Genomic DNA, 14860 nt, shown 5'->3' with positions numbered 1-14860 from the left:
AGTAATAGAACAATCCATTGCGTGAGGGCGGCTGGCACCCCGGAAAACGGTCCCTATAATAGCTCCATGTTTCAAAAATAACGCTATTCCCCATTTTTTGAGGTGACTTTGATGAGCACGACCCGCACGATCGAACGCACGTTCCCGGCCGTTCGCACGACCGAGGGTGGCGGCTTTATCGTCCACCGCCCGTTTCCCACCCGCCTGCTGATGGACTTCGATCCGTTCCTGCTGCTCGATGAAATGGGCCCGATCGACTACGCGCCGGGCGAGGCCAAAGGCGCGCCCGACCATCCGCATCGCGGCTTCGAAACGGTCACGTATGTGCTCGAGGGACAGTTCGGCCACAAAGATTCGGCCGGCCATTCCGGCACCCTGCACGCCGGCGACGTCCAATGGATGACCGCGGGCGCGGGCGTCGTGCACAGCGAGATGCCGGACCCGTCGTTCATCCGCACCGGCGGACGCGTGCACGGCCTGCAACTGTGGGTGAATCTGCCGCGCCGCGACAAGATGATCGAGCCGCGCTACCAGGAAATTCCGTCGTCGAGCATTCCCGTGGCGACCTCCGCGGACGGCAAAGTGCGCGTCAAGGTGATCGCCGGCGAGGCGCTCGGCGTCAAAGCGGCAATCGAAACGCGTACGCCGATCCTGTACCAGCATTTCTCGCTGCAACCGGGCGCGACGATCCGGCAGCCGGTACCGGCCGACTATCGCGTGTTTGCCTATAGCCTGTCCGGCAAGGGCTTCTACGGTGAAGGCGAAGCGCGTCAGGAAATCGACGCGCAGAAAATGGTCGTGTTTCAGAACGATGGCGACTCCGTGACGCTCACGGCCGGCGCGGAGCCACTCGAGGTGCTGCTGCTAGGCGGCGTGCCGCTGAAGGAGCCTGTGGTGCGCTACGGCCCGTTCGTGATGAATACGGAAGACGAGATTCGCCAGGCTGTCGTTGATTACCAGGCGGGGCGCATGGGCGCGATCACGCATTGAGTCGTCGACGGGCGCGGCACGGCCCGTCCGCGGCGCAACCCGAGGCGCGAAGGCCGGTAAATTCGTTCACAATAGCAATTCAGGCCGCGCGCCACGCCGTTCACTGATAACGGGCCGTGGCGCGCGGCGATTTCCGTCCCTGTTCAGGAGCGCGCATGGCAGAGTCCACCGTCACCGCACACATCGGTTCGACGAATTTCCAGGTTCTTTTCGACGACGGCACGCACACATGGCTTGCCGACGAACCCGAGTCGCTCGGCGGCGGTGATCGCGGGCCGACACCCGTCTCGCTGCTGCTGTCGAGCCTCGGTGCTTGCACGTCGATCACGCTGAAGATGTACGCCCAGCGCAAGGACTGGCCGCTCGCCGACGTGCGCGTGACGCTCTCGCTCGAAACCGGCGACGCGGGCACGACCATCGATCGCAGGATCGTGCTCGAAGGCGATCTGTCCGACGAACAGCGGGAACGGCTCTTGCAAATCGCCAATCAGTGCCCGGTTCACAAGATCCTCACGCATTCGATCACGATCCGTTCGGGGCTCGCCGTCGCTTAAACGCTTTCATAGGAAGCCGTCGTTTTGAATTTCGAACACCTTATCCAGATCAACGACCCGTTGAATCCGTTTGTCGAATCGATGACCCGCGAGCAGTTGTGGGAGGGTCTCGTGCTGCGTGCCGAACAGCCGCAACTGTTCGTGATGGGGCTCGATAGTTGCACGATTCTTTCGCGCGAAGGCAACGTCCTCGAACGGGAGTTGCACTATGGCCAGGCCACGGTGCGCGACCGCGTCACGCTGGAGGAGAGCCAGAGCGTGCGCTACGACATTCTGCCGACGGCCGATCACGTCGGCGGCTCGCTCACCATGACGATCGAGCAACCGGACGAACTGCAACTGTTCCTGCGCTTCGAGTACGCGACCACGCTGCCCGAATCGACCGATCCCGACGCGCATCAGACGCAGGAGATCGTGAAGTCGGCATATCGGGAGAACGATATCGATACCGTTCGGCTGATTCGCCAGTATGTGCAAACGAAACAGGAGCCCGGCACGCTGCATTGAATGTCGCGCGGGCACGCTGCTCGCCATTGAGCGCAAGACCGCCGAACGAGCTGGCGGTCTTGCTGCAAACTCCTCCGCCGTTCCGCCTCTCCTCCCCACAGACTATCGAAAATCAAATCCGATCAATTTCTCTTCCTTGTAAATGGGAATAGTTATCATTTAGAATTAATCCATCGAATCGACCAACAGCTAAAACGAATGACCGATCCCACGCGCCCTTCCACACTCAGCCTGCGCCGCCCGGCGGCCGCGCTGACCAGCCGCCCGAAAACGTCGACGGCAACGGCATCGGCAACCGGCCAGAAACCTGGCGCGGATCGGACTAACGGTTCGGGTGAGACGTCGGAGCGAGTCGTACGGAGCGACGCTCTGTTGCAAGGACATAGCCACGTCAGCATCGTGCATAACGGCGAGACCTATCAGTTGCGGGCAACGCGCTTAGGCAAGCTGATCCTGACGAAGTAGGAACGAATAGCAGTCAGTACCGGGTATTGTGGGGACCACCTCCCAGAGAGGTGTTGGGCAGTAGCCAGCCACGACGGCTTGCACGTGAGAACTAGACCCCTTCGTGCAGACACCAAGCCAGCCGTCGCAGCAAGCCAGGCCGCTTTTTTTGGTTCTCACTCGATACGGCAGCACGCAACGCCGTGTGCCGATCATGCGGAAAATGGAAAAGCCGTGGGATGTTGTCATCTCCACGGCTTTTTGTTTTGTGCCGGCGCTAACTACTGCGACCGTAAGCGTTGAATGCGCTACTTCGAAGCCCAGCCCCAGAACATCAACCACCACGCGCTATCGACCACGGCCAGTGCCGCGGCAAACCACACCATCGCGAGGCCGCGTTGAACGAAACGCTCGCTATAGCGGCGCGTGACGAGCCAGGCGAGCCATGCGCTCCACAGATTGGCAATTGCCAGAATCGCGATGCGCATATCCGACGCCCACCACAACGACACATGCTCCGCGCGCAACAGCGACAGCGTGGTAGCGGACAGGCCGAGGAACACGCCCGCGCCGGCAATCGGAATCAGCCCTTGCGTCAAATGATGCAGACGCACGGTATTGAAGCGCCCCAGCATGCGCGTCGCGCCCATCAGCAGCACTAGCAGCGCGGTGCCGTACACCAGTGCCGTGGCGAGGATGTAGCCGATCACCATCGTGCCGTCGAGCCACGAGAACACGTCGTTCTGTTCAGGGTAATGCGTGAACAGGAACCACGGCGCGTTGGTGTCGAGCGGCCAGGTGATGTCGTGATCGACCAGCCAATTCGCGAAGAACATCTTCAGATCGATGAACCAGCGCGACGCGGTCCAGTGGAACGCGCCGATCGCGATGCCGAGCAGGCCATAGAGGATCAACGCGGTATCCCACGCATTGGCCTGCTTGTCGCCCAACTGGACCACTTCCGACGACGGCGCGCGCCACGTCAACGCAATCGCGTCGCGGTGGCCGCTGCATCGTCCGCACATATGGCAGTCCGACGCGCCCTTCATATTGCGCAACGGCACGAGCGGCGCGCAATTGATTGGAATCACGCGATGCCCATGCTCGCCGTTCTTGTAGGAGCGGCGCCATGCATCTTCATCGACTTTGTAGTGGAACGGCGCGAGGCGCGCCAGAAGCGAAAAAACCCCGTTGACGGGGCACAGATACTTGCACCAGACACGCTTCTCACGTCCGTATAGCAAGCCGATGATCATCGCCGCGAAAGTCGAGCCGCCCAACACCAGCAGCACGGCCTTCGGATACTGGTAGACGCTCACCATCTGTCCGTAGATGGTGGTGATGCCGAACGCGACGAACGGCCAGCCGCCCCAGCGCATCCAGCGTGGAATCGCCCAGCCTCGCCCGTATTTGCTGGCGAATTCGGCGAGCGCGCCTTCGGGGCACAGCACGCCACACCAGACGCGGCCGAGCATGACCATCGAGAGCAAGACGAACGGCCACCAGATACCCCAGAACACGAACTGCGCGGCGAGCGTCAGGTTGTTCCACAGGTGCGCCGTGTCGTCTGGCAGCGGCATCACGGCCGGCACCAGAATCAGAAACGCGTACACCGCCACCACGACCCACTGAATGCCGCGAATCGCGGCACCGTGACGTTGCATCCACTGCCCGGCCGCCGCGAGGCGCCCCGGACGGGTCATGACCGTGCTCATGCCGTGCGCCCGGCGGCTTGCGGCGCCGGCTTGCGATTCGCGCGGCGCACCAGCAGATAGACGACCGCCCAATACGCCACATAGGCGATCAGATTCATCAGCGCCGGGTGAGCGCGATAGCCGGTGAGCGTGGCGACCAGCGAACCGAAGGTGCTCGAATCATCGAGGATCGCCGATGAATTCCACATCTGGTCGACGATCGTCGGCAGGATTTCCTTGTCGATCAGCTTGTCGACACCGGTCTGGAACAGACCCGCGCCGAGAAACAGCAGCATGATTTCCGTGATGCGGAAAAAGAGCCGCCACGAGAAGATCTTGCCGCCCAGTTGCAGCACGTAGAAGGTCAGGAATGCGAGCGCCAGGCCGATCACGACCGCGAGCGTCTGGCTGGCGTCCACGTGACCCGACTGGCCGAAGCCGAGCCCGTACAGAAAGATCACCGTCTCGCTGCCTTCACGCGCAATGGCCAACGCCACCAGCAATGCGACGCCCCACCAGTTCGAATCGCGCTGGCTCTTTTGCAGCGACTGTTCCATGTCGCGCTTGAGCGTGCGGCCGTGCCGCTTCATCCACAGCACCATTTGCACGATCAGCACGCAGGCGACCAGCACCATCGCGGTCTGGAAATAATCCTGCGCGTCACCGGAGAGCACTTCGGTGAAGCCGACCAGCGCGGCGCCGAGCGCCACCGCCGCTATCACGCCAGCCGCCACGCCGCCCCACAGGTACGGCAAACCGCGGCGCGCGTCGTCGTCGCCATTTTTCAGCCACGCGTACAGGATGCCGACGACCAGCAACGCCTCGACACTTTCCCGCCATACGATGAATAGAATCTGACCCATCAAGCTCTCCCTCTACCTGCTTCTGCTTCCAGCGAACGCGGACCTGATGACGGCCGGCGCTCGCGTCCCAAGCCACTACTTCGCGACGATGACGCCCTGCGCCTGCTGGTGGAAATCGTCGAAAAACTTGTATTCGCCCGGCTCGAGCGGCGCGATCACGACGAACGAATCCGCGCCCGGCGCCAACACCTTTTCTTTGCGCAACTGCACACTTTCGAATTCGGCCGCGCCTTTGCCGGTGTTGCGCACTTCGATCTTGATACGCTGCCCCGCCGGCACTTCGATGCGGGCCGGGTTCAGCTTGCCGTCGTTCATTTCCAGCTTGAAGGTCGGCAGGTCGGCTGCGTGGGCCGCGCCCGCCAGCAAAGCCGTGGCGGCGAAGATCGCGATCTTTCGGTTGATTCTCATTAGCCCTTCCGGAAAACGCGGCGCGTTGGCATTCAACCGCCGACGCGCCGCCTGCTGCATTGGCTCGCTCAGCTCATTCGGTCATTCACTCACGCGCGGCGATCAGTAGCCGCCCTTCTTGCCGATTCCGGCGAAGGTGAAGTCGTATTCGAGTGTGATCGGCTTGAACCACGGACCCACGCCGGTTTCCTTGTCGACGTGGCGGCCGAAAGCCATATGGCCCGTTTGCATCGGCGCCTCGACGATCATCTTCAGGTGATATTTGCCCGGGCCTTGCAGCTTGACGTTGTCGCCATAGTGCGGACCGTCGTTGGCGACCATCGCCATCAGGTCGCCCTTCTGCGTCTGGGTCGAACCGGCTTTCGTCAGTTCATAGTGCACTTGCAGATACGGCATCCAGTCGCCTTCGGCGAAACCGGTCGGGTTGTTCTTGACCGCGTGAATGTCCGCTTCGAGGTGGATGTCCGAATCCGAGGCTTTGCGCATCATGCCTTCGGGTTCCATCGTGATCGGCTGCAGATAGACCGCGTTGATTTCCATGCCGCCATGAATCTGCTGCTTGCCGATCGGATATTCCGCCGCCGCTGCCGAGAAAGCCGCCACTGCGGCCAGCGCTGCTGCGCCACCGCGCACAAATGAAGAAATCCGCATTGAAACTCCTTGTTTTTATCAGACTGGAATCGAACCCATTGGAACAGTGCGTCGCGCATACCTCGATGCAGCGGTCGCGGGCGTTGAGCACCGCGATCGATCGCCAGCCAGGCGGCAGTACGAACGTTAATGCGAACCATTCTCAATATTGGTCGAGTTTATCATCGATCGCAAGGGAGAACAAATCAGAACGCACGCAAAGCCTTGTGGCAGCAGGGTCTTAAGGCGGTCTTAAGAAAGTGCTGGAATGGAATGATGCGAGGCCGGGCGAGTGCCCGGCATTGATCGACAGGGCGCGGCACGTTGCCGCGCCCCGAGGCGGAAGGACGACTAGTCGACGCCCGACACGTGGTCGCCGACGTTCGCGCCGAACACGCGCTGGCGCAGCAACGCGAGTTGGTCGCGGGTCTGCGCGGCCTTCTCGAACTCGAGGTTCTTGGCGTGCTCCATCATCTGCTTTTCGAGGCGCTTGAGTTCCTTGGCAAGCTGCTTCTCGGACATGTCCTCGAATTTCGCGCGCGCCTGCTGTTCCTTCAGTTCGGCGCGAGCATCGTCGACGTTGTACACGCCGTCGATAATGTCGCGAATGCGCTTGACCACCCCGCGCGGCGTAATGCCGTTCTCGAGGTTGAAGGCGATCTGCTTGTTACGCCGCCGCTCGGTTTCGTCGATCGCGCGACGCATCGAGTCGGTGACCTTGTCCGCGTAGAGAATCGCTTTGCCGTTCACATTCCGCGCCGCCCGTCCGATGGTCTGGATCAGCGAGCGCTCAGCGCGCAGAAAACCTTCCTTGTCCGCATCGAGAATCGCGACCAGCGACACTTCCGGAATATCCAGCCCTTCGCGCAACAGGTTGATCCCCACCAGAACGTCGAAGGTGCCGAGACGCAGATCGCGGATGATTTCGACGCGCTCCACCGTGTCGATGTCGCTGTGTAGATAGCGCACCTTGACGCCGTGATCAGCCAGAAACTCCGTCAACTGCTCGGCCATGCGCTTGGTCAGCACCGTGACCAGCACGCGGTCGCCCACCTTGACGCGCTCGTTGATCTCGCCGAGCACGTCGTCGACCTGGCTGCGCGCCGGCCGCACCTCGATTTCCGGATCGACGAGGCCAGTCGGACGCACCAGTTGCTCCGCCACCTGCCCTGCCGTCTTCTGCTCGTAGTCGGCCGGCGTGGCCGACACGAACACCACCTGGCGCATTTTGCGTTCGAACTCGTTGAACTTGAGCGGCCGGTTGTCGAGCGCCGACGGCAGACGGAAGCCGTAATCGACCAGATTCTCCTTACGCGCACGGTCGCCGTTGTACATGCCGTTCAACTGGCCGATCAGCACGTGTGATTCGTCGAGCATCATGATCGCGTCCGACGGCAGGTAGTCGACCAGCGTAGGCGGCGGCTCGCCGGGCGCGGCGCCGGAGAAGTGCCGCGAATAGTTTTCGATGCCTTTGCAGAAGCCCAGCTCCTGCAACATTTCCAGATCGAAGCGCGTGCGCTGTTCGAGCCGCTGCGCTTCAACCAGCTTTCCGCCGCTATAGAAGAATTCGAGCCTCTCGCGCAGTTCGTTCTTGATCGTTTCGACCGCGCGCACCACGGTATCGCGCGGCGTCACATAATGCGACGACGGATACACCGTGAAACGCGGAATCTTCTGACGCACGCGGCCGGTGAGCGGATCGAACAGTTGCAGCGTTTCGACTTCGTCGTCGAACAGTTCGACGCGCACCGCCATCTCGGCGTGCTCCGCCGGGAAAATATCGATCGTGTCACCACGCACGCGGAACGAGCCGCGCTGGAAGTCGGCTTCGTTGCGGTTGTATTGCATGGCGATCAGCCGCGCGATGATGTCGCGCTGACCGAGCTTGTCGCCGGTGCGCAGCGTCAGAATCATCTGGTGGTATTCGGATGGATTGCCGATACCGTAAATGGCCGACACGGTCGCCACGATCACCACGTCGCGCCGCTCCATCAGGCTCTTGGTGGCCGACAGCCGCATCTGCTCGATATGTTCATTGATCGACGAGTCCTTCTCGATGAACAGATCGCGTTGCGGCACGTACGCTTCCGGCTGGTAGTAGTCGTAGTACGAGACGAAGTACTCGACCGCGTTGCGCGGGAAGAACTCACGGAACTCCGAATAGAGCTGCGCGGCGAGCGTCTTGTTCGGCGCGAACACGATGGCCGGGCGGCCGAGCCGCGCGATCGTGTTGGCCATCGTGAAGGTCTTGCCGGAACCGGTCACGCCGAGCAGCGTCTGGAACGCGAGGCCGTCCTCGACGCCTTCGACGAGCGTGTCGATCGCCGTGGGCTGATCGCCGGCGGGCGGATACGGCTGGTAGAGCTGAAACGGCGAGCCTTCGAACCTGACGAATTTGGATTCGTCGAGCGTCTCTTCGGCTTCAGTCAGATGTTGTTCGGACATGGGGGGCGGCACCGGGCCTTGGGCAAAGAACTATTCTAACGGGTTGCGGGAATCGAAGACCGAGCGGGTCTGCGTAGGGTTTGGGGCCGCTCGCGTGGGTAGGGTCCGACGCGATGGTACGGCCCTTTGGAGCAGCCGCGCGGCTTCTCGCGGCTTCTGGTCATGGCAGCCGACGCTCACTACAAGCCTTGGCCACGCTTGGTTGCGTGCCGCTCGCTTGGCTTCTCCGCGCCGCCTGCCAGGCAGCGCCGCTATTGCCAGGTGGCGCCGGAGTGCCTGTTTTTCAAGCAAAAAAACTCTACGAACGGCGTTGGCGTCCGAAAAACGGTCGCGAATTCGTTACAATGCGAAGTTGCGCTCGCTCGCCGTTGTCCGCCGCCCGTCCGCGTTTTGCGTCGGACGTCGCTGGGCCGGCCGTCCGCGATCGAAGCCGCCCTCTTCTCACTACTGCTGCCCACCCATCATGTCTCTGTTCTCCGCCGTCGAACTTGCTCCCCGCGACCCGATTCTGGGCCTGAACGAAGCCTTCAACGCCGATGCGCGCACCACCAAGGTCAACCTTGGCGTCGGCGTGTACTTCAACGAAGAAGGCAAGATTCCGCTGCTGCGCGCCGTGCGCGACGCCGAAAAGGCTCGCGTCGAAGCCGCGCTGCCGCGCGGGTATCTGCCGATCGAAGGCATTGCCGCTTACGACGCCGCCGTGCAGAAACTGCTGCTCGGCAACGACTCGCCGCTGATCGCAGCGGGCCGCGTCGTGACGGCGCAAGCATTGGGCGGCACCGGCGCGCTGAAAATCGGCGCGGACTTCCTGAAGCGCCTGAACCCGAACACCAAGGTCGCGATCAGCGATCCGAGCTGGGAAAACCACCGCGCGCTGTTCGAAAGCGCAGGCTTCGAAGTCGTGTCGTACCCGTACTACGATGCGCACACGCACGGCGTGAATTTCGACGCCATGTTGAGCGCGCTGAACAGCTACGCCGCCGGCACTGTCGTCGTGCTGCACGCGTGCTGCCACAACCCGACCGGCGTGGACCTGAGCGTCGAGCAATGGAAGCAGGTTGTCGAAGTGGTCAAGGCGCGCAATCTGGTGCCGTTCCTCGACATCGCGTATCAAGGGTTCGGCGACAACATCGAAGCGGACGCTGCGGCAGTGCGTCTCTTCGCTGCATCGGAACTGAACGTGTTCGTGTCGTCGTCGTTCTCGAAGTCGTTCTCGCTGTACGGCGAGCGCGTCGGCGCGCTGTCGATCATCACGGCAAGCAAGGAAGAAGCCGCTCGCGTGCTGTCGCAACTCAAGCGCGTGATCCGCACGAACTACTCGAACCCGCCGACGCATGGCGGCTCGGTGGTCGCGGCAGTGCTCGCGTCGCCGGAACTGCGCGCCACGTGGGAAACCGAACTGGCCGAAATGCGTGACCGTATCCGCGCCATGCGCAACGGTCTGGTCGAGCGTCTGAAGGCGAGCGGCGTGGATCGCGACTTCAGCTTCGTGAACGCGCAGCGCGGCATGTTCTCGTACTCGGGTCTGACGGCACCGCAAGTGGACCGTCTGCGCGAAGAGTTCGGCATCTACGCCGTGAGCACCGGTCGCATCTGCGTGGCTGCGCTGAATACGCGCAACCTCGACGTAGTGGCTAACGCGGTCGCTCACGTGTTGAAGTAAGGTATTGGCGGGCGCGGGCATTCATTGCACCCGCTCCGCTGGAAATGCTTGTGAAAACGGCGCCCTTTTTAGGGCGCCGTTTTTGTTTGCGGCCTGATTGCGTTTGCAACTTGCTTGTTGCCTGTTGCTCGAGCAAGGCCGCTTTCGACACAAGCAAGGACTGCCACAATTGCCGCGACCCACTTCATTCAGTCATGCGCCACTCGGACCCGTGGCTCTTTCAGCGCGAATCCCGATGGATATCGTGCGTAACAAAACCCGCATCGTTATCCGGCATGTCGAGCCAATCCGGTTGCGCAAGCGAATGGCGGATATCTTCCAAACCGCTTTGCCAATGTTCTCGCATTGTCGACAGACCGAACTGGAAGTCCTTGTAGTGCCCTTCGTACTCCTTGTGCCGGTAGATAAGATGGATCACGTTGTAGCGCTTCGAACACGACAGATCTTCGGCAAGCTTGCACCACGGATCGTCACGCTGATCGGACGGCACGCGATCCAGCACCTCGCGCAACACGTGCCGGAACCGCTGCGACCGTTGCAGCATATCGGTCACGAGACGCGTGCGGCTCGAATACTGGATGTCCTTCACGCGCCCTTGCACGTCGGTGATGTTGTCCGGCACCGGCCCGATCGCGCTCCAGAGATCGACCTGGAAGGCGAGCGTGTCACGACGCGGCGTGGACTGGATCACTTCGTAGAGCGGCGTGTTCGACATCAAGCCACCATCCCAGTAGTACTGGCCGTCGATCTCGACCGCCGCGAAGCCGGGCGGCAACGCGCCTGACGCCATGAAATGCTCGGGCCTGAGCGTCGTATGCGTGTTATCGAAGTACGCGAAATTCCCCGTGCCGCAATTGACCGCCCCCACTGAGACGCGCATTTCCTTCGAATTGATCCGATCGAAATCGCAGAACGCTTCGAGCGTGGCCTTCAACGGCGTGGTGTCGTAGTAGCTGGCCAGTTGCGGCGGCCCGGACACGGTGGGCAACGGCGGCGGAAAGCGCGGTACGAAAAAGCCCTTTTGCCCTTCGACGATGGCGCCGATTGCCTGCGTTGCCGTAAAGGCCTTACGCACGGCATCGCTGGAATTGAAGAGGGCGTGTTCGATAAACGCGGGCAACGGCGGCCCGAAGGCCGGCTGGCAGATCGTCTCCCAGAATTGCAACAGCCGTTCGACCCGCTTTTCGGGCGGATTGCCGGCAATGATCGCCGTATTCAACGCGCCGATCGAAATGCCGGCCAGCCAGTTCGGCTCGATGCCGGCTTCGTAAAGTCCCTGAAAGACGCCAGCCTGATAGGCGCCCAATGCGCCGCCGCCTTGCAGCATCAAGGCAACGGTTTCGTAGTTGGGCAAATGGAGGTGCCGGCCGGGATGCGCGGCGGGCGCCGGACCGGCGCCCTCGCCTTCCCCGTCGCCGGGCGCGCCGACGCGCGCCCGCTTGAGATTGCGTTGCGCCATAGGCACCTCCTTATTGCATATACCAGCCGTGGCTCACAATAAAGGACTGGCCGGTCAGCGCCGCCGTCGGGAAGGTGGACAGGAACAGCACCGTTTGCGCGACGTCTTCCACCGTGGTGAAGACACCGTCGACCGTGCCGCCCAGCATGACGCGCTTCACCACGTCTTCCTCGCTGATGCCCAGTTCCTTGGCCTGTTCGGGAATCTGCTTGTCGACGAGCGGCGTGCGCACGAAACCAGGACACACGACATGCGAGCGCACGTTGTGCTTTGCGCCTTCTTTAGCCAGCACACGCGCGAGACCCAGCAGCGCGTGCTTGGCCGTCACATAGGCCGATTTGAGCGGCGACGCTTCGTGCGAGTGGACCGAGCCCATGTAGATCACGATGCCGCCGCGATCGTCCTTGTACATGTGCTTGAGCGCGGCCTTGGTGGTCAGGAAGGCGCCGTCCACGTGGATCGCCTGCATTTTTTTCCAGTCTGAAAACGAATAGTTTTCGATCGGGTTAACGATCTGGATGCCGGCGTTGGAAATGAGAATATCGACCGAACCGAGTTCCGCGGCCACTTTGTCGATGCCTTGATTGACGGCGTCTTCGTTCGTGACGTCCATCGCCACGCCGATTGCCTTGCCGCCGCCCTTCTTGATTTCTTCAGCAACGGCGTTCGCTCCGTCCTGATTCAGGTCGGCGATCGCGACAGCCGCGCCCGCCGCGGAAAGAGTCAGCGCAATCTGCTTGCCGATGCCGCTTGCGGCGCCAGTAACCACCGCAACCTTGCCATTCAGATTCGTGTTCGTTGACGACATCTAGAACCTCCATGCAGTTGATGAGCAATGAGACCACGGGCCGCGGGCGGCGTGAAGTCAGCCAAACGGCATAGGCCGTTCGGCCGAATGCTGCACTGCGGCCAACGCTGCTATTGTGCATGAACCGTGTGAACTCCATCGGTTAAAAGCACATCGAAGCGTATCTCTTTAAACTGGACGTTTTCGGCGGGATTCCGGTGGCATCACCAACAAGGAGCAATGCATGAATTATCGACGTCTGGGCCGTTCCGGCCTGCAAGTCAGCGAGCTGTCCATCGGCTCGTGGGTCACCTACGGCAATCAGGTGGACACCCACGCGGCGCGCGAATCGCTCGCGGCCGCGCGCGACGCGGGAGTCAACTTCTTCGACAACGCCGAGGTCTATGCCGGCGGCAAGTCCGAAGAGATCATGGGCCAGGCGCTCAAGGAGCTGGCGTGGCCGCGCGTGAGCTACGTGGTGTCGACGAAATTCTTCTGGGGACTCGCGGAAGCGCCGAACCAGTACCACACGCTGAACCGCAAATATCTGCTGAACGCGATCGACGCGTCGCTCAAACGGCTGCAGCTCGACTATGTCGATCTGGTGTTCTGTCATCGTCCCGACCCGAACACGCCGGTGGAGGAAACCGTCTGGGCCATGAGCGACATGATCACTCGCGGCAAGGCGCTGTACTGGGGCACGTCCGAATGGAGCGCCGATGAAATCCGCGCTGCTTACGACATCGCGGAACGGCATCATCTGCACAAGCCGGTCATGGAGCAGCCGCAGTACAACCTGTTCCATCGCAACCGCGTCGAGCAGGAATACAAGCGGCTTTACGAGGATATCGGCCTCGGGCTGACCACCTGGAGCCCGCTTGCATCCGGCCTGCTGACCGGCAAATACCGCGACGGCGTGCCGGCCGACAGCCGCGCGCAATTGCAGGGCTACGACTGGCTGCGCAAGCAGGTCACCGACGCCGGCAAGAACAACGTGGTCGGCAAGCTCGGCGAAGTGGCGGATGAGTTGGGCTGCACCGTCGGTCAGCTCGCCATTGGCTGGATTCTGAAGAATCCCAATGTGAGTACGGTGATCACAGGTGCGTCGCGGGTTGAACAGATCGGCGAGAACATGAAGTCCGCCGAGGTGGCCGAGCGGATCACACCGGAGATCAAAACCCGAATCGAGGAAATTATCGGCGACGCCCACGACTGACCGGACTCGCGCGACCGCGTAACATTGCCGTGGCGGTAGCGCGGCTGTGTTACGCGTGGAGCTCGCTGCAATGCGCGGGGCGCGACGCGGCGTCGCGTACAATACGCGACCGCGCTGCACACCGGCGCTATATGTCCGCGTTGTGCAGCCACATTGCAGCCGCATCGCCGAATCCGCCCTGGAGCGGCACGCCCTCTTTCAGCGTCTCCTCATCATGCTCAGCTACCGCCACGCCTTTCATGCAGGCAATCACGCCGACGTTCTGAAACACGCCGTCGTGTTGCAGCTCCTGCGCTACCTCGGTCAGAAGGACAAGTCCTACTGGTATATCGACACGCATGCGGGCGCCGGCGTCTACTCGCTGAAGGAAGGTTACGCGACCAAAACCGGCGAGTTCCAGACCGGCATCGGCAAACTGTGGGGACGCAACGATCTGCCGCCGATGTTCGCCGACTACGTCGACGAAGTGAGCGCGCTCAATCCGGACGGCCAGCTGCGCTTCTATCCCGGCTCGCCGTATATCGCGTGGCGGCAGATGCGCGAACAGGACCGCATGCGTCTGTTCGAGCTGCACACCACCGAAATCGACGTGCTGCGCCACAATTTCCGCGACGCGGGCCGCCGCGCCATGCTCTATGCGGGGGACGGCTTCGACGGCATTCTTGCCTTGTTGCCGCCGGCCCCACGCCGCGCGCTGGTGCTGCTCGATCCGTCGTATGAGGACAAGCGCGACTACACGCGCACACTGCGCTGCGTCGAAGAAAGCCTGAAGCGGTTTCCGACCGGTACGTATGCGGTCTGGTATCCGCAGGTGAGACGCCCTGAGTCGCAGCGCTTCCCCGATCAACTGAAGAAGCTGCAGGACCGGAACTGGCTGCACGTGAGTCTGACTGTCAGCAATCCGCCAGAAGATGGTTTTGGACTTTTCGGCAGCGGCATGTTCATTCTGAACCCGCCGTATACTCTGGCAAAAACGTTGAAGGACCAGATGCCCTGGCTCGTCAAGACGCTTGGCGAGGACAAGGCCGCGCAGTTCAAGGTGGAGTATCGCGGCGACTGAGCTTCTTGTGGTGGGAAGCGAGCTTTTTCGGCTCTGAGCTTTTGTCGGCTACGAGTTTTTGTGGCCTCCGAGCTTACGCGGTTCGTCGAGCCGTCCTAACGTTGTCACCGGCCACGCGCGCACGACGCGCGCAGCCGGTC

15 protein-coding genes are annotated in these 14860 nt (G+C 61.9%); 7 read left to right on the top strand and 8 right to left on the bottom strand.

The features are described 5' to 3' along the window. The first annotated feature begins 111 nt into the window (after nt 1-111). The 4 genes from P0D80_RS00135 to P0D80_RS00120 all read left to right on the top strand — a co-directional run bounded on the left by P0D80_RS00135 (nt 112) and on the right by P0D80_RS00120 (nt 2516). Nucleotides 112-990 (top strand): pirin family protein, encoded by an 879-nt coding sequence (locus P0D80_RS00135; RefSeq protein WP_132375202.1) that lies wholly within the window; start codon nt 112-114, stop codon nt 988-990. Between the two features lie 155 nt (nt 991-1145). After that, nucleotides 1146-1544: an OsmC family protein gene (locus tag P0D80_RS00130; protein WP_408182080.1), complete on the top strand. Its 399-nt coding sequence runs from the start codon at nt 1146-1148 to the stop codon at nt 1542-1544. Between the two features lie 24 nt (nt 1545-1568). Beyond that, entirely contained in the window at nt 1569-2051 is a 483-nt protein-coding gene (locus P0D80_RS00125) for an SRPBCC family protein (protein WP_408182081.1), read from the top strand. Between the two features lie 198 nt (nt 2052-2249). Beyond that, nucleotides 2250-2516, top strand: a complete 267-nt coding sequence (locus P0D80_RS00120; protein WP_408182082.1) for a hemin uptake protein HemP — start codon at nt 2250-2252, stop codon at nt 2514-2516. 287 nt (nt 2517-2803) lie between these two features. Here P0D80_RS00120 and P0D80_RS00115 read toward each other — a convergent pair whose 3' ends face one another. From P0D80_RS00115 to uvrB, 5 genes are all read right to left on the bottom strand, one after another. Beyond that, nucleotides 2804-4210 (bottom strand): 4Fe-4S binding protein, encoded by a 1407-nt coding sequence (locus P0D80_RS00115; RefSeq protein ID WP_132375206.1) that lies wholly within the window; start codon nt 4208-4210, stop codon nt 2804-2806. Continuing rightward, nucleotides 4207-5052 carry an FTR1 family iron permease gene (locus P0D80_RS00110; RefSeq protein ID WP_132375207.1) on the bottom strand — a complete coding sequence of 282 codons (846 nt, stop codon included), beginning with the start codon at nt 5050-5052 and terminating at the stop codon, nt 4207-4209. The genes P0D80_RS00115 and P0D80_RS00110 overlap by 4 nt, the downstream gene beginning before the upstream one ends. A gap of 75 nt (nt 5053-5127) precedes the next feature. Beyond that, on the bottom strand, nt 5128-5460 hold the full coding sequence (locus tag P0D80_RS00105) for a cupredoxin domain-containing protein (RefSeq protein ID WP_132375208.1): 333 nt from the start codon (nt 5458-5460) through the stop codon (nt 5128-5130). A gap of 102 nt (nt 5461-5562) precedes the next feature. Continuing rightward, nucleotides 5563-6111, bottom strand: coding sequence for an iron transporter (locus tag P0D80_RS00100; protein ID WP_408256007.1), 549 nt, complete (start codon nt 6109-6111; stop codon nt 5563-5565). A gap of 330 nt (nt 6112-6441) precedes the next feature. Continuing rightward, a complete protein-coding gene (uvrB, locus tag P0D80_RS00095; protein ID WP_408182086.1) occupies nt 6442-8535 on the bottom strand; it encodes an excinuclease ABC subunit UvrB in 2094 nt (697 codons plus the stop codon). A 463-nt stretch (nt 8536-8998) separates the two neighbouring features. Here uvrB and P0D80_RS00090 point away from each other — a divergent pair, with 463 nt between their 5' ends. Further along, nucleotides 8999-10198, top strand: a complete 1200-nt coding sequence (locus P0D80_RS00090; protein ID WP_408182087.1) for an amino acid aminotransferase — start codon at nt 8999-9001, stop codon at nt 10196-10198. A 220-nt stretch (nt 10199-10418) separates the two neighbouring features. On the opposite strand, the gene P0D80_RS00085 is transcribed toward P0D80_RS00090, so the two are convergent. Together P0D80_RS00085 and P0D80_RS00080 are read right to left on the bottom strand one after the other, a co-directional pair. After that, nucleotides 10419-11657 (bottom strand): DUF3734 domain-containing protein, encoded by a 1239-nt coding sequence (locus P0D80_RS00085; RefSeq protein WP_408182088.1) that lies wholly within the window; start codon nt 11655-11657, stop codon nt 10419-10421. 10 nt (nt 11658-11667) lie between these two features. Next, complete coding sequence (locus P0D80_RS00080; RefSeq protein ID WP_132375213.1) at nt 11668-12465, bottom strand: 3-hydroxybutyrate dehydrogenase; 798 nt, start codon at nt 12463-12465, stop codon at nt 11668-11670. Nucleotides 12466-12688: 223 nt separating this feature from the next. Here P0D80_RS00080 and P0D80_RS00075 point away from each other — a divergent pair, with 223 nt between their 5' ends. Next, nucleotides 12689-13660: a potassium channel beta subunit family protein gene (locus tag P0D80_RS00075; protein ID WP_408182089.1), complete on the top strand. Its 972-nt coding sequence runs from the start codon at nt 12689-12691 to the stop codon at nt 13658-13660. 127 nt (nt 13661-13787) lie between these two features. Here P0D80_RS00075 and P0D80_RS00070 read toward each other — a convergent pair whose 3' ends face one another. Further along, entirely contained in the window at nt 13788-13931 is a 144-nt protein-coding gene (locus P0D80_RS00070; protein ID WP_408280672.1) for a hypothetical protein, read from the bottom strand. On the opposite strand from P0D80_RS00070, the gene P0D80_RS00065 reads away from it, so the two are divergent. Continuing rightward, nucleotides 13875-14720 carry a 23S rRNA (adenine(2030)-N(6))-methyltransferase RlmJ gene (locus tag P0D80_RS00065; RefSeq protein WP_408280032.1) on the top strand — a complete coding sequence of 282 codons (846 nt, stop codon included), beginning with the start codon at nt 13875-13877 and terminating at the stop codon, nt 14718-14720. The two genes, P0D80_RS00070 and P0D80_RS00065, sit on opposite strands and share 57 nt — an antisense overlap. Nucleotides 14721-14860 lie beyond the last annotated feature (140 nt).

This window comes from Paraburkholderia sp. RL17-373-BIF-A (assembly GCF_046030175.1).
In the GTDB taxonomy this organism is placed as follows: Bacteria; Pseudomonadota; Gammaproteobacteria; order Burkholderiales; family Burkholderiaceae; genus Paraburkholderia.
This window is presented reverse-complemented; position numbering and strand designations above follow the sequence as displayed.

Bases quoted from the DNA above. Each gene is read 5' to 3' on its own strand.
- P0D80_RS00135 (WP_132375202.1), top strand. From the start codon at position 112: ATGAGCACGACCCGCACGATCGAACGCACGTTCCCGGCCGTTCGCACG.
- P0D80_RS00130 (WP_408182080.1), top strand. From the start codon at position 1,146: ATGGCAGAGTCCACCGTCACCGCACACATCGGTTCGACGAATTTCCAG.
- P0D80_RS00120 (WP_408182082.1), top strand. From the start codon at position 2,250: ATGACCGATCCCACGCGCCCTTCCACACTCAGCCTGCGCCGCCCGGCG.
- P0D80_RS00115 (WP_132375206.1), bottom strand. From the start codon at position 4,210: ATGAGCACGGTCATGACCCGTCCGGGGCGCCTCGCGGCGGCCGGGCAG.
- P0D80_RS00110 (WP_132375207.1), bottom strand. From the start codon at position 5,052: ATGGGTCAGATTCTATTCATCGTATGGCGGGAAAGTGTCGAGGCGTTG.
- P0D80_RS00105 (WP_132375208.1), bottom strand. From the start codon at position 5,460: ATGAGAATCAACCGAAAGATCGCGATCTTCGCCGCCACGGCTTTGCTG.
- P0D80_RS00100 (WP_408256007.1), bottom strand. From the start codon at position 6,111: ATGCGGATTTCTTCATTTGTGCGCGGTGGCGCAGCAGCGCTGGCCGCA.
- uvrB (WP_408182086.1), bottom strand. From the start codon at position 8,535: ATGTCCGAACAACATCTGACTGAAGCCGAAGAGACGCTCGACGAATCC.
- P0D80_RS00090 (WP_408182087.1), top strand. From the start codon at position 8,999: ATGTCTCTGTTCTCCGCCGTCGAACTTGCTCCCCGCGACCCGATTCTG.
- P0D80_RS00085 (WP_408182088.1), bottom strand. From the start codon at position 11,657: ATGGCGCAACGCAATCTCAAGCGGGCGCGCGTCGGCGCGCCCGGCGAC.
- P0D80_RS00080 (WP_132375213.1), bottom strand. From the start codon at position 12,465: ATGTCGTCAACGAACACGAATCTGAATGGCAAGGTTGCGGTGGTTACT.
- P0D80_RS00075 (WP_408182089.1), top strand. From the start codon at position 12,689: ATGAATTATCGACGTCTGGGCCGTTCCGGCCTGCAAGTCAGCGAGCTG.
- P0D80_RS00065 (WP_408280032.1), top strand. From the start codon at position 13,875: ATGCTCAGCTACCGCCACGCCTTTCATGCAGGCAATCACGCCGACGTT.